Origin of the sequence: Vannielia litorea (assembly GCF_019801175.1) — a bacterium.
Classification (GTDB): Bacteria; Pseudomonadota; Alphaproteobacteria; order Rhodobacterales; family Rhodobacteraceae; genus Vannielia; species Vannielia litorea_B.
In genome coordinates, this window is the sequence record NZ_JAHVJR010000001.1 from 44,566 (window position 1) to 56,603 (window position 12,038).

At 66.1% G+C, this 12,038-nt stretch carries 14 protein-coding genes; 9 read left to right on the plus strand and 5 right to left on the minus strand.

Going from position 1 to position 12,038, the window contains the following annotated elements; translation table 11 throughout:
* Positions 1 to 174 precede the first annotated feature (174 nt).
* Positions 175 to 1,137 carry a Hint domain-containing protein gene (locus KUV38_RS00250; RefSeq protein WP_222468131.1) on the plus strand — a complete coding sequence of 321 codons (963 nt, stop codon included), beginning with the start codon at positions 175 to 177 and terminating at the stop codon, positions 1,135 to 1,137.
* On the opposite strand, the gene KUV38_RS00255 is transcribed toward KUV38_RS00250, so the two are convergent.
* A complete protein-coding gene (locus tag KUV38_RS00255; protein ID WP_410001011.1) occupies positions 1,110 to 1,934 on the minus strand; it encodes a MauE/DoxX family redox-associated membrane protein in 825 nt (274 codons plus the stop codon). The genes KUV38_RS00250 and KUV38_RS00255 overlap by 28 nt on opposite strands.
* A 375-nt stretch (positions 1,935 to 2,309) precedes the next feature.
* Here KUV38_RS00255 and pheS point away from each other — a divergent pair, with 375 nt between their 5' ends.
* Complete coding sequence (gene pheS, locus KUV38_RS00260) at positions 2,310 to 3,380, plus strand: phenylalanine--tRNA ligase subunit alpha (protein WP_222468132.1); 1,071 nt, start codon at positions 2,310 to 2,312, stop codon at positions 3,378 to 3,380.
* Between the two features lie 132 nt (positions 3,381 to 3,512).
* On the opposite strand, the gene KUV38_RS00265 is transcribed toward pheS, so the two are convergent.
* On the minus strand, positions 3,513 to 3,704 hold the full coding sequence (locus tag KUV38_RS00265) for a hypothetical protein (protein WP_222468133.1): 192 nt from the start codon (positions 3,702 to 3,704) through the stop codon (positions 3,513 to 3,515).
* A 269-nt stretch (positions 3,705 to 3,973) separates the two neighbouring features.
* The gene (locus KUV38_RS00270) at positions 3,974 to 4,183 is read right to left on the minus strand and encodes a hypothetical protein (protein WP_222468134.1); all 210 of its coding nucleotides are present in this window, start codon (positions 4,181 to 4,183) and stop codon (positions 3,974 to 3,976) included.
* 211 nt (positions 4,184 to 4,394) lie between these two features.
* Here KUV38_RS00270 and KUV38_RS00275 point away from each other — a divergent pair, with 211 nt between their 5' ends.
* The 3 genes from KUV38_RS00275 to KUV38_RS00285 all read left to right on the plus strand — a co-directional run bounded on the left by KUV38_RS00275 (position 4,395) and on the right by KUV38_RS00285 (position 7,773).
* Positions 4,395 to 4,676, plus strand: a complete 282-nt coding sequence (locus KUV38_RS00275; RefSeq protein ID WP_222468135.1) for a YrhK family protein — start codon at positions 4,395 to 4,397, stop codon at positions 4,674 to 4,676.
* A gap of 112 nt (positions 4,677 to 4,788) precedes the next feature.
* Positions 4,789 to 7,182 (plus strand): phenylalanine--tRNA ligase subunit beta, encoded by a 2,394-nt coding sequence (pheT, locus tag KUV38_RS00280; RefSeq protein ID WP_222468136.1) that lies wholly within the window; start codon positions 4,789 to 4,791, stop codon positions 7,180 to 7,182.
* A 102-nt stretch (positions 7,183 to 7,284) separates the two neighbouring features.
* Complete coding sequence (locus KUV38_RS00285; RefSeq protein WP_222468137.1) at positions 7,285 to 7,773, plus strand: hypothetical protein; 489 nt, start codon at positions 7,285 to 7,287, stop codon at positions 7,771 to 7,773.
* A gap of 45 nt (positions 7,774 to 7,818) precedes the next feature.
* On the opposite strand, the gene KUV38_RS00290 is transcribed toward KUV38_RS00285, so the two are convergent.
* On the minus strand, positions 7,819 to 8,520 hold the full coding sequence (locus tag KUV38_RS00290) for a glutathione S-transferase family protein (RefSeq protein WP_222468138.1): 702 nt from the start codon (positions 8,518 to 8,520) through the stop codon (positions 7,819 to 7,821).
* A gap of 153 nt (positions 8,521 to 8,673) precedes the next feature.
* Here KUV38_RS00290 and mscL point away from each other — a divergent pair, with 153 nt between their 5' ends.
* Positions 8,674 to 9,105: a large conductance mechanosensitive channel protein MscL gene (mscL, locus tag KUV38_RS00295; RefSeq protein ID WP_222468139.1), complete on the plus strand. Its 432-nt coding sequence runs from the start codon at positions 8,674 to 8,676 to the stop codon at positions 9,103 to 9,105.
* 154 nt (positions 9,106 to 9,259) lie between these two features.
* On the plus strand, positions 9,260 to 9,946 hold the full coding sequence (locus tag KUV38_RS00300) for an adenylate kinase (RefSeq protein WP_261385105.1): 687 nt from the start codon (positions 9,260 to 9,262) through the stop codon (positions 9,944 to 9,946).
* A 109-nt stretch (positions 9,947 to 10,055) separates the two neighbouring features.
* On the opposite strand, the gene KUV38_RS00305 is transcribed toward KUV38_RS00300, so the two are convergent.
* The gene (locus KUV38_RS00305; protein WP_222468141.1) at positions 10,056 to 10,250 is read right to left on the minus strand and encodes a DUF1127 domain-containing protein; all 195 of its coding nucleotides are present in this window, start codon (positions 10,248 to 10,250) and stop codon (positions 10,056 to 10,058) included.
* 334 nt (positions 10,251 to 10,584) lie between these two features.
* Between KUV38_RS00305 and ruvC the strand changes: the two genes are divergently transcribed.
* Complete coding sequence (gene ruvC / locus KUV38_RS00310) at positions 10,585 to 11,094, plus strand: crossover junction endodeoxyribonuclease RuvC (protein WP_222468142.1); 510 nt, start codon at positions 10,585 to 10,587, stop codon at positions 11,092 to 11,094.
* A complete protein-coding gene (gene ruvA / locus KUV38_RS00315; protein WP_222468143.1) occupies positions 11,091 to 11,759 on the plus strand; it encodes a Holliday junction branch migration protein RuvA in 669 nt (222 codons plus the stop codon). The genes ruvC and ruvA overlap by 4 nt, the downstream gene beginning before the upstream one ends.
* Positions 11,760 to 12,038: the final 279 nt, after the last annotated feature.

Sequence of the window (12,038 nt, forward strand, 5' to 3'; positions counted from 1 at the left end):
GGGCGAGGGGCCGGGCAGCAGGCCGTGAGGCTCGCCGGTGTTGTGCGGCAACAGGCGCGCGCGAACCTGTGGGAAATCCGAGAATTTGTTTTAAATCCGACGGTTCTCCGGCGAAATTAAGGTTCGGGCGGCCGCAAGAGCCGCTGTGAACCATGGGCAGGCTGAACGAGGCGGATGGCACAGCTATCGCTGACTCTACAGTTCGTGAACGGTGATCCGGCCACGTCGGGCAAGGGTATCAACCTGACGACGCAGCAGGAGCCGAACGCGGTCTTCGATGAACCGTCGGGGGAGTTCTCACTCTCGACGGTGGCGACGAATGACACCTTGGTCATCAATGGCGTGACCTATCAGTACGAGTATCTCGGCTGGGCCGATGTACGTGGAAACCCCTATGAGCCGGCGGCTTTCATCCGGATCACTGGCGGCCCGTCGGGGGCGCAATATGGCGTGGGCTCGACTTTTGCGGTCGACCTAAGCGACCCGGAGGCGCCGGGCTATCCCAGCCTGCCAAACGGGTCGACCAAGCTCACGGTTTCCGACCTCGACACCGACGATGGCGTGGGCTTTCCCGGTGTGCCCTGTTTTGCCGAGGGCATGCGGCTGCTGACGGAGGCCGGGCCCTGCGAGGTGGAGTTTCTGCAAGCGGGGATGCGGCTGAAAACGCGCGATCACGGCTGGCAGCCGATCCGTTGGGTGGGCGGCAGCCGGGTGGAAGGCCGGGGCGAGCTGGCGCCGGTGGCGATCGAGGCGGGCACGCTGGGACCGCACGGGCGGCTGCTGGTTTCGCCCAACCACCGGATGCTGGTGGGCGGCTGGCGGGCCGAGCTGCTGTTTGGCGTGGAAGAGGCGCTGGTGGCAGCCAAGGCGTTGGTGGACGGCGGCGCGATCCGTTTTGCGCCCTGCCGGGAGGTGACCTACTACCATGTGCTGCTGGATGCCCATGAGGTGATCTATGCCGAGGGGGCGGAGACCGAGAGCTTCTACCCCGGCGAAGTGGGCGCGGAGACCCTTGGCCCGGCAGCGCGGGCCGGTATCGAAAAGATCTTCCCCGGCCTACTGGAGGGCCGGCGACCCTATGGAGCGCTCGCCCGGCCCGAGCTGCGGCGTTACGAGGCGGCGGTGATGGCGGCCTGAACCGCCCGCGCGCCCATGTAGAGGCCCATGCCGAGCATCATCAGGTTTTCGGTCAGTGACACGAAACCCAGCGGCACGTTGGAGCCGCCGCCCATGCAGGCGCATTTCAGCTCGCGTTTGTCGATGTAGACCGCCTTGATCACCGACACTGCGCCGATGCCGCCGATGACGATGGCGATGGGGGCGGAGAGCCATGTGGCCACGCCGGCGAGCATGAGCACCCCCGCGGCGGCCTCCAGCAGGGGGTAGGCATAGGCGTATTCCACGTGGCGGCGGGCCAGCAGGTCGTAGCCGAGGAACATGGTGGAGAAGCTCTCGACATCGCGCAGCTTCTGGAAGGCGAGGATGCACATGGCGATGGCGACGATGTAGATCAGCGCCGCGCCGGTGATCGCGCCGTGGGTCAGCCATGAGACGGCGAGGCCCATCGCGGCGGCCATGGAGAAGGTGGCAATGACGGGCTGGTAGGTTTCTTCCTCCTCGTCGCGGAGCGGGATGCCGAAGAAGGCGCGCAGATCGTCATAGCCGCCGATCCGCTCGGAGCCGATCCAGGTTTGCGGGGTGGTCTCGACGCCGTGCTCGGCCATGAAGGCATCGGTCTCTTCGCGGGTGGTGAGCAGGTGGTCTTCGACATCGTAGCCCCAGCGGGTGAGCAGGGCCTTGGACTTGAGGCCGAAGGGGCAGAGGTGATCGGGGGGGGCCATGCGGTAGAGCCGGGCCTTGGCCTTGGTGCGGGTCGAAGGGCGGCGATCGGCGGGGTCGGGGGTGAGGGCTGGGGGGCTGGCTTCGACGTGCATGGGCGGTCCTTTCAGGGAGACAACGGGCGTGGTGGGGGAGGGGTTCCGGTGTGGGGCAACGAAGAGGCAGGACATCGCGGTAGGTGGGCACATGACTCCGAGCCGATTGGGGGGGACGGTGAAACGACGTGCTTTGCCCGGTGCGCGCCGTAAGGCGCCGGGTAGCGCCGCCCCCCCCCGGGGCGGCGCTTCGGTGAGGTTGGGGGCGACCTCAGAGGGAAGATGACGGTTGAACCATAAAGTGGCATGCGCAGCTGTTGCTTGCGCCACCCCGCGGGACGGCGCTGCCCTGCTTGAGGCGCCACGCCCCCATCCCGTCTTGCACCCTGCCGCGCCCCGCTATAGGCAAGCGGCGTTGCATAGGAGGCCCCGCTGATGGACGAGCTGCGCGGAAAATACATCGAGGCAATCGCCGGAGCTGCCGATGAGGCGGCGCTGGAGGAGCTGCGCCTCGCGGCCGTGGGCAAGAAGGGCGAGGTGAGCCTGAAGATGCGCGAGCTGGGCAAGATGAGCCCGGAAGAGCGGCAGGTGGCCGGCCCCGCACTGAACGCGCTGAAGGACGAGATCAACACCGCGCTCACTGCCCGCAAGGTGGCGCTGGCCGATGCCGCGCTCGACGAGCGGCTGAAGACCGAATGGCTGGATGTGACGCTGCCGAGCCGTCCGCGCCGTCAGGGCACGATCCACCCGGTGAGCCAGGTGACCGAGGAAGTGACGGCCATTTTTGCCGACATGGGCTTTGCCGTGGCCGAGGGCCCGCAGATCGAGACCGATTGGTACAACTTCGATGCGCTGAACATCCCCGGCCATCACCCGGCCCGCGCCGAGATGGACACTTTCTACATGGCCCGCGGCGAGGGCGACAATCGCCCGCCGCATGTGCTGCGCACCCACACTTCGCCGGTGCAGATCCGGTCGATGGAAGCGGGCGGCGCGCCGACGCGGATCATCTGCCCTGGCCGTGTCTATCGCGCCGATTACGACCAGACGCACACCCCGATGTTCCACCAAGTCGAGGGGTTGGCGATTGACCGCGACATCTCGATGGCCAACCTGAAGTGGGTGCTCGAAGGGTTCTTTACCGCCTACTTCGGGACCAACGTGAAAACCCGGTTCCGCGCCAGCCATTTCCCCTTCACCGAGCCTTCGGCGGAGGTGGACATTCAGTGCAGCTTTGAGGGCGGCACGGTGAAGGTGGGCGAGGGCGACGACTGGCTCGAGGTGCTGGGCAGCGGCATGGTCCACCCTGATGTGCTGCGCGCGGGCAAGATTGACCCCGACGAGTGGCAGGGCTTTGCCTTTGGCATGGGGATCGACCGGATCGCGATGCTGAAATACGGCATCCCCGACCTGCGGGCCTTCTTCGAGAGCGACCTGCGCTGGCTGCGGCACTACGGGTTTGCCGCGCTGGACGTGCCGACTTTGCACGCGGGCGTTTCGCGCTAATCAAACCGGCTGGTGGGCAAGCGGCCCACCCTGCGACAATCAAAGTGGGCGCGGCGATACCCAGCCCCCTGAGCCATCGCCGCGCCCGCGCTTTTGCCCCCACCCGAAACTGGTTTCAGGCGGCTTTGCTCCCTATTCGGGGAGCACCCCCTTCACGAAGGCGACCGAGCCTTGGTCGATCACGTCCATGATGGTTCCGCGCGCCAGGGCAACGGCCTTGGCGTCGAGGACCGGCACGGCCAGCATGGCCGCGGCGGTTGTTGCCAGCACGACGAGCACGGGGAAACGTGCACCGCCTGCGACGGTCTTCAGGAAATGTTGCATCTGCTCGTTCTCGCACTGTTCGTGTGCCGGTTTTCCGGCTTCCACGGTCTCATGGGCGCGCCCCGGTTTTCCGGGTGTCGCAGCGTCATCTAGCCTCGGGAAAAGGGCAGAATGCGGGCAGGTTGATGGAATTTTTCTGGAAACAGTCAGGGCGCCGGGCGGCGCATTGTTTCGCCACAGGCAAACACCGCCCCGCCCTGCGTATCGCACACGGCCGGAAACGAGGAAATCGGCGGAGGGCGAAGGCAGGGCGGGGCGGGCAGCGACGCCTAGTTGGTGGCGGCCTTTTGCCCGGGCTCTGCGCTTTCGGGGCGCAGGCCGGGGATCAGGTCGGCCACAGGCGTATTCCAGATCCGGGCCGGGTTCATCCGGCAGAGTGCGCGGTTCAACTCGATATTGTTGGTGAACTGGCGACAGGTCGTGCCACCGGCGCCATCAGGGGCGTTTGAAATAAACCCCAGCCCGATGAGAACGAGCACGGCAATCGCAAGTGGGCGGAGAAAACCGCCGAGGGAGTCGAGTACAGACGACAGCATAGGAAACCCCCAGGTATCCGTCGATGAATCGGCCCCCACCGGTTCACGCCCTTGATAGGGCGCAATTGTGGCGAAAGTGGGGCAAAGGCGGCGGATTTGTGTTGCCGCGGGCCGGAGGGTAGACCCGGGCGCGACACAGGAATGGAGCCTTGGAATGAAGCTGTTTCGCCATGAGAACCGGGAGAGAAGCCACGCCACGCGGCGGGTTTATGCGCTGTATGAGCTGGCCTATACGGCGGTCGATTTTGGCGCGGCGATCTGCTTTTTGGTCGGGTCGGTGCTGTTCTTCTGGCCGGCGGCGGAAACCCCGGCTGTGTGGCTCTTCACCATCGGGTCGGGGTTGTTCCTTGCCAAGCCGGCGATCCGGCTGGCGCGGGAGGTGAAGCTGCTGCGGATGGGGCGCTACGAGGAGCTGGCGGAACGGGTGGAGCGGTAGCGAGGGCGCCCGCGGCGCGCAGCGGGCCGGGAAACGGACCCACCGCCGCCGCGCCCTTTCCCCCCTCCCGGCAATGCGCTAAACCGCGCGCGAAACTCTTGAGGACGACCCGATGAAATTCACCCTGAGCTGGCTCAAGGAGCACCTGGAGACGGATGCGAGCCTTGACGACATTCTCGACGCGCTGACCGATCTCGGCCTCGAGGTGGAGGGGGTCGAAGACCCGGCCTCCCGGCTCACGGCCTTTACCATCGGCAAGGTGATCGCCGCCGAGAAGCACCCCGATGCCGACCGGCTGAAGGTGTGCAAGGTGCTGACCGACGAGGGCGAGACGCAGATCATCTGCGGTGCGCCGAATGCGCGGGAGGGGATCACCGTGGTGGTGGCCAAGCCGGGGACTTACGTGCCGGGGATCGACACCACGATTCAGGTGGGCAAGATCCGCGGGATCGAGAGCCACGGCATGATGGCCTCGGAGCGCGAGATGGAGCTTTCCGACGAGCATGACGGGATCATCGAGCTGGACAGCGGCGAGGTGGGCGACCGTTTTACCGACTGGCTCGCGGCCAACCGCCCCGAGGCGGTGGACCCGGTGATCGAGATTGCGATCACCCCCAACCGGCCCGATGCGTTGGGCGTGCATGGCATTGCCCGCGACCTCGCAGCGCGGGGGCTCGGCCAACTGAAGCCGTTGGAGCAGCACGAGATCGAGGGCACGTTCGCCAGCCCGGTGAATGTGACCATCGCCGAGGACGCGGCAGACGGCTGCCACGTGTTTCAGGGCCGCTACATCAAGGGCGTGAAGAACGGCCCCTCGCCGGAATGGCTGCAGAAGAAGCTGCGGGCCATCGGGCTGCGACCGATCTCGGCGCTGGTCGATATCACCAACTACTTCACCTACGACCGCAACCGCCCGCTGCACGTGTTCGACGGCGGCAAGGTGAAGGGCGATCTGCTCATTCACCGCGCCAAGGGCGGTGAGGAACTGCTGGCGCTGGACGGCAAGACCTATGCCATGCCCGAGGGGGCGCTGGTGTTCTCCGACGACAATGGCGTTGAGAGCGTGGCCGGGATCATGGGCGGCGAGGAGTCCGGCTGCACCGAGGAGACCACGGATGTGATCCTCGAGGCGGCCTATTGGGATTTCGTGCAGATCGCGATGACCGGGCGGGCGCTGAAGATCAACTCGGACGCGCGGTATCGGAACGAGCGCGGGATTGATCCGGGCTACAACCGGCAGGCAGTGGATGATGCCACGGCGATGATCCTCGAGCTGTGCGGCGGTGAGCCGAGCGAGCTGATCGAGGCGGGCGCGGTGCCGGATGTTAGCCGTGCCTACAAGCTGGATGCCGCGCGCTGCTCGTCGCTCGTGGGCATGGACATCCTCGAAGCCACGCAGCGGGCCTCGCTGGAAGCGCTGGGCTTTGTCATGGACGGTGACATGGCACAGGTGCCGAGCTGGCGGCCTGACGTGAAGGGCGAGGCGGACCTTGTGGAAGAGGTCGCGCGGATTGCCTCGCTCACCGGGCTTGTCGGGAAGCCGATGGCGCGGGTTGCGCCGGGCGTGCCGAAGCCGATCCTGACCGAGAGCCAGCAGCGCGAGCGGATCGCGCGGCGCACGATTGCGGCGCTGGGCTACAATGAATGCGTGACCTACAGCTTCATCGACGAGGCGACGGCCAAGCTCTTCAACGGCGGCGATGAGGCGACCCGGCTGGAGAACCCGATTTCGAGCGAGATGAGCCATATGCGGCCCGCACTGCTGCCGGGCCTGCTGCAGGCCGCCGCGCGCAATCAGGCGCGGGGGCTGGGCGATATGGCGCTGTTCGAGGTTGGCGCGGCCTTCCACGGGGGCGAGCCGGGCGAGCAGCACATGCTGGCGACCGGGCTGCTGGTGGGCGCGACCGGCCCGCGGGACAGCTTCGGCGCCCGCCGGGACGTGGATGTGTACGACGCCAAAGCCGATTGCGAGGCCGTGCTGGCGGCGCTGGGCGCGCCGGAGCGGGTGCAGTTTCGCCGGGAGGCGAGCGACTGGTGGCATCCGGGCCGCTCCTCGGTAATGGCGCTGGGCAAAAACGTGTTGGCCGTGTTTGGCGAGATCCACCCGCGCATCCTGCGGGAGATGGATGTGAAGGGCCCGGCTGTGGGCTTCACCATCTGGCCGCAGGCGGTGCCGGCGAAGAAGGCCAAGGGCGCCTCGCGGGGCGCGGTAGTGATGGCCGATCTTCAGGCCGTCGAGCGCGACTTTGCCTTTGTCGTCGATGCGGATGTGGCCGCGATGGACCTGATGAACGCCGCCCGCGGGGCCGACAAGGCGCTGATCGAGGATGTGCGCCTGTTCGACCAGTTCATCGGCGGCAGCCTTGGCGAAGGCAAGAAGAGCCTTGCGATCACGGTGCGGATGCAGCCCTCGGAAAAGACCTTGACCGACGAGGATATCGCCGGTGTCGCCGCCAAGGTGGTGGAGAAGGTCACCAAGGCCACGGGTGGGGTGCTGCGGGGCTGACCCTGCGGCACCTGCGTGACGCACGCAAAAATGTGAGAAAGACACGGAACCCGGTGCCGGGCCTGTGCGTTTGAAACCCGATTGGTTTCAAGGAGGCCCTTTATGGCCCGCACGTCAGTGGCGTCGATTTGCGCCGCGCTGCTCGCATGGCCCGCGCTCGCCTGCGATATTTCCCTGCCCATGTCAGAAGGCATGTTCGCCGCGCTCGACGCGCCTGCCGGGCAGTTGACGAGCCTGCCGGGGGGCAGCGGAGCGTTCGAGTATCTGAACGAGAATTACCTCGCCACGGTGCATCTCACCCATGACGGCAAGACCTTTGCCTGGACGGCCAAGAACACGGCAGCGACCTGCGCCCGGCCCGGCGCGGGGCGGAGTTGCCGGGTGGTGGCGCAGAGCGAGACGCGCTTTGGCAAGATCACCGTGGCACGGGAGGTGGCGGGCGCGGTGACGCGCTATCGTTACCGGCTGCTGATGGTGGAGGGGAGGCGGCATGTGCGGATCTTTCCGCGGCCCGCCGCGACCCGCACGATCGCGGCCTGCAACCTGATGAAATCGGTCGACAGCTTTCGCCGCACGTGGATGCACCGCTAGGCGGGCTGCGCCCCGGACCGGGGCCCGAAGCGCAGCAGGGAGCGATCAGCCCTCGCGCGGCGGCACGTTGAGCCCGGCCTGAACGGCGGGGCGGGCCTTGAAGCGCTCGATATAGGCGGTGACCCGCTTGAGGTCGTTCAGCCCCACGACCTCCTCGGCGCCGTAGAACTCCAGCCCCATCAGCCAGGGCACGATGGCCATGTCGGCGATGGAGTAGTCACCGGCGATCCAGTCTTTGCCCTCGAGCTGGCCATCGAGCACGCCGAGCAGGCGCTTGGCCTCGCCGACGTAACGCTCGCGGGGGCGGGGATCTTCGATCTTGCTGCCGGCGAACTTGTAGAAGAAGCCGAGCTGGCCGAGCATCGGGCCGAGGCCGCCCATCTGCCACATCAGCCATTGGTTGACCACGTGCTTTCCGGTGCCGCTCTCGCCGTAGAACTTGCCTGTCTTTTCAGCGAGATAGGTCAGGATCGCGCCGCTCTCCCAGAGCGCCAGCGGCTTGCCGCCCGGGCCATCAGGGTCGATGATCGCGGGGATCTTGTTGTTGGGATTCAGGCTGAGAAACTCGGGGCTTTTCACATCGGCGTCCGACACGGTGACGCGGTGTGCCTCGTAGGGCAGGCTCATCTCCTCCAGCGCGATGCCGATCTTGCGGCCGTTGGGCGTGGGGAAGGAAAAGAGTTGCAGCTTGGAAGGGTCTTCCACCGGCCAACGTTTGGTGACGGCGAATTCGGAAAGGTCTGTCATCGAGTGGGTCCCTGATTGTTCAGTTTCTGGCTACGTAGCGTCAACGATTGCGAAAAAAAGCTTCAAAAATGCAGGATAAGCGTTAAAAGCCGCACAGCCTCGGAGGGGGCCAAGCAAAACAGTGCGGAAAATGAGTAAGAGAGGGACAGTCACATGATGAAAGAATTCAAGGATTTCATTGCCAAGGGCAATGTGATGGACATGGCGGTGGGTATCATCATCGGTGCCGCCTTCACGGCAATCGTCAGCTCGATGGTGGCTGACCTGATCAACCCGATCATCGGCCTGTTCACCGGCGGTCTGGACTTTACCAACAACTACGTGGTGCTGAGCGGCGACGTGGCCGAGGGCACCTCGCTGGAGGCCGCCCGCGAAGGCGGGGCCAACGTGTTTGCATGGGGCTCCTTCGCGATGGCCGTGATCAACTTCCTGATCATCGCTTTCGTGGTGTTCATGCTGGTGCGCTACGTCAACAAGGTGAAGGCGCTGGCCGAGAAGCCGGAAGAGGTGGCCCCCGAGGTGGAAACCGGCCCCTCCGAACTGGACGTGCTGCTGGAGATCCGCGACAGCCTGAAAAAGGCCTGATCGGACCGGATTTTGGGAAAGGGCGCTCTGCGGGGCGCCCTTTTTCGTGCCCGGGTGAACGGTGTGCAATGGTATGCCGTGGGGCGGTTTTGCCGCAGCGGGGCGCTCACGCTTTCGTGTTAACCAAAGGTCAACCACGGCAATGGAGGACACCATGGGCGCAGACAAGAACACACGGCCGGTGCTGATTTTGCTCGGCCCGCCGGGCGCGGGCAAGGGCACGCAGGCGCGGCGGCTGGAGGAGCGCTTTGGCCTTGTGCAGCTTTCGACCGGCGACCTGCTGCGCGCGGCTGTGGCCGCTGGCACCGAGGCGGGCCGTGCGGCGAAGGCTGTGATGGAGGCGGGCGGCCTCGTCAGCGACCAGATCGTGCTGGATATTCTCGCCGACCGGCTGGCCGAGCCGGATGTGGCGGGCGGGGTGATCCTTGACGGGTTCCCGCGCACCACGGTGCAGGCCGAGGCGCTGGACGAGATGCTGGCGGCCCACGGCGAGCGGGTGACGGGCGCGATCTCGATGGAGGTGGACGATGCCGCGATGGTCGAGCGGATCGCCGGTCGCTTCACCTGCGGTGCCTGCGGCGAGGGCTACCACGACAGCTTCAAGCCGACTGCGGTGGAGGGCGTGTGCGATGCCTGTGGCGGCACCGAGATGAAGCGCCGCGCCGATGACAAAGCGGAGACGGTGGCCGCACGGCTGGAGGCCTACCACGCCCAGACCGCGCCGCTCATCGGCTACTACGAGGGCAAGGGCCTGCTGGACCGGGTGGACGCGATGGGCGAGATCGACGCGGTGACTGGCGCGCTGGTGGTGCTGGTCGAGCGGTTGCGCGAACCGGCCTGAGACGACGGCCCGAGACGGCGGCCCGAGACGGGCCATCACATCGCAGACAAAAAGAGGGCGGCCCACAGGGAGCCGCCCTTTCAAGTTCTGTCACAATGACAGGGAGAGTTCAGATGTCTGCGATCTCGGAGCGGCTCAGGCCGATGTCATCCAGCTCGCGGTCGGTGAGCTTGGAAAGGGCCTTGCGGGTCACGCGGCGATCGTTCCAGTCGGCGAAAGCGCCGGCGGGGCGGGTCAGGAAAGCGGTGATCTTGCCGGCGAGGGTGCTGCCGGAGGCGCGGGTGGTCGGGTCAAAATATGCCATCGGGTCAGTCCTTCTAGGCGCGGATAGGGGAGGGGCGGTTCTGTTACCGCTGCATTCTGAGGCTCAATTAGAAGCGGGCTGCACAATTAACAAGCGCAGTTAAAACATGCCCGCCATGCAATTTATGCATGGGTCATGTATCTCGTAACCGACTGGAAACTATTGTGAAATTTCCGTGACGCGGGCCTGCGGAAAGTGCCGTTTCCGGCCTGCGGGGTGTCGGAAACGGGCCATGTGGAGGGGCGGGCCGCATGCATTGGCGCTTGGGATTGTTCACGTTTCGTGCTAACTCGTTCAAAAGCGCCGTGAATTGCGGGCATTCGAGAGGGCGAGCATGCGTATCATCGGGGTCGATCCGGGCCTGCGGAACCTTGGCTGGGGCGTGATCGAGGCCGAAGGAAGCCGGATGCGCCATGTTGCCAACGGGATTTGCCACAGTGATTCTGCCGCGCCGCTGGCGTTGCGGCTGCAATCGCTCTTTCGGGCGCTCAGCGAGGTGATCGCGGAGTTCGCGCCGGAAGCGGCGGCGATCGAGGAAACCTTCGTCAACCGGGATGGGCAGAGCACCTTGAAGCTGGGGCAGGCCCGCGGCGTGGCCCTGCTGGCACTGGCAGAGGCCGGGCTGGCGCCGGGCGAATACGCGCCGAACACGGTGAAGAAGGCGGTGGTGGGCACCGGCCACGCGGCCAAGGGGCAGATTGCCCATATGGTCGCGCATTACTTTCCGGGTGCGAAGGTCGCGGGCGCGGATGCCGCCGATGCGCTGGCGATTGCGATCTGTCATTCGCATCATTCCGGGCCGGGCGCTTCGAAGCTCGCCGCCGCGCTGAGGGCGGCAGGATGATCGGGCGGATCGCCGGGCGGCTGGATTACCGCGCTTCCGACCATGTGCTGATCGACGTGCGCGGCGTGGGCTATCTTGTTTACGTCTCAGAGCGGACGCTGGCCGCGCTGCCCGGGCCGGGTGAGGCGGTGGCGCTCTATACCGACCTGCTGGTGCGGGAAGACAACCTGCAACTCTTCGGCTTTCCGACCTTGCTGGAAAAGGAGTGGCACCGGCTGCTGACCTCCGTGCAGGGCGTGGGAGCCAAGGTATCGCTCGCGATCCTCGGCACGCTGGGGCCGGAGGGCGTGGGCCGGGCGATCACACTGGGTGATGCGGCGGCGGTGAAATCGGCACCCGGCGTGGGGCCGAAGCTGGCCGCGCGCGTGGTGAACGAGTTGAAGGAGAAGGCGGCGGGCGTCATGGCGATGGGGTCCTTCGGGGGCGGCGCGCTCCAGCCGGAGCCGGTGGAGGTGGTTGAGGCTGATGCGCCCCCGCCAACCCGCGCGGCCGCCCCGGCACCAGCGGCGGGCGGACGAGCCGAGGCCCAGGCCGATGCGCTCTCGGCGCTGGTGAATCTTGGTTACGGGCAGAGCGAGGCCGCGCAAGCGGTGGCGCAGGCGGAGGGCGAGGACTCCGGCGCGCTGATCCGGGCCGCGCTGAAGCTGCTGGCACCGAAGGGGTGATTAAGCTCAACGACATACTGCGTTCTTGCGGGATAGACCCTTCAGACTGCGCGGTCATTCTACATACGCCACGCGAACCAAATTTCCGGAGGCTCCTGCCCGGCCTCGTTGGCAATCAACGTGCACTCTTCGAAACCTATCAGCGTACGCACAAGGGAAATGCCGCTGCCACGCTTCGGAACCGGAACTTTGCAGTCTCCTTCGTGGGCCTCCACGATGAACGCTCTGCGCTTGCCGGGGTATATCGAGTCGAGACCGAGGGGTCTCCGAGTGCCTTCT

What these genes read in the sequence shown, in the direction of transcription:
- KUV38_RS00250 (WP_222468131.1), top strand. Translation starts at nt 175, where the DNA reads ATGGCACAGCTATCGCTGACTCTACAGTTCGTGAACGGTGATCCGGCC.
- ruvA (WP_222468143.1), top strand. Translation starts at nt 11,091, where the DNA reads ATGATCGGGCGGATCGCCGGGCGGCTGGATTACCGCGCTTCCGACCAT.
- KUV38_RS00265 (WP_222468133.1), bottom strand. Translation starts at nt 3,704, where the DNA reads ATGCAACATTTCCTGAAGACCGTCGCAGGCGGTGCACGTTTCCCCGTG.
- pheS (WP_222468132.1), top strand. Translation starts at nt 2,310, where the DNA reads ATGGACGAGCTGCGCGGAAAATACATCGAGGCAATCGCCGGAGCTGCC.
- KUV38_RS00290 (WP_222468138.1), bottom strand. Translation starts at nt 8,520, where the DNA reads ATGACAGACCTTTCCGAATTCGCCGTCACCAAACGTTGGCCGGTGGAA.
- pheT (WP_222468136.1), top strand. Translation starts at nt 4,789, where the DNA reads ATGAAATTCACCCTGAGCTGGCTCAAGGAGCACCTGGAGACGGATGCG.
- KUV38_RS00255 (WP_410001011.1), bottom strand. Translation starts at nt 1,934, where the DNA reads ATGCACGTCGAAGCCAGCCCCCCAGCCCTCACCCCCGACCCCGCCGAT.
- KUV38_RS00300 (WP_261385105.1), top strand. Translation starts at nt 9,260, where the DNA reads ATGGGCGCAGACAAGAACACACGGCCGGTGCTGATTTTGCTCGGCCCG.
- KUV38_RS00285 (WP_222468137.1), top strand. Translation starts at nt 7,285, where the DNA reads ATGGCCCGCACGTCAGTGGCGTCGATTTGCGCCGCGCTGCTCGCATGG.
- KUV38_RS00305 (WP_222468141.1), bottom strand. Translation starts at nt 10,250, where the DNA reads ATGGCATATTTTGACCCGACCACCCGCGCCTCCGGCAGCACCCTCGCC.
- KUV38_RS00275 (WP_222468135.1), top strand. Translation starts at nt 4,395, where the DNA reads ATGAAGCTGTTTCGCCATGAGAACCGGGAGAGAAGCCACGCCACGCGG.
- ruvC (WP_222468142.1), top strand. Translation starts at nt 10,585, where the DNA reads ATGCGTATCATCGGGGTCGATCCGGGCCTGCGGAACCTTGGCTGGGGC.
- mscL (WP_222468139.1), top strand. Translation starts at nt 8,674, where the DNA reads ATGATGAAAGAATTCAAGGATTTCATTGCCAAGGGCAATGTGATGGAC.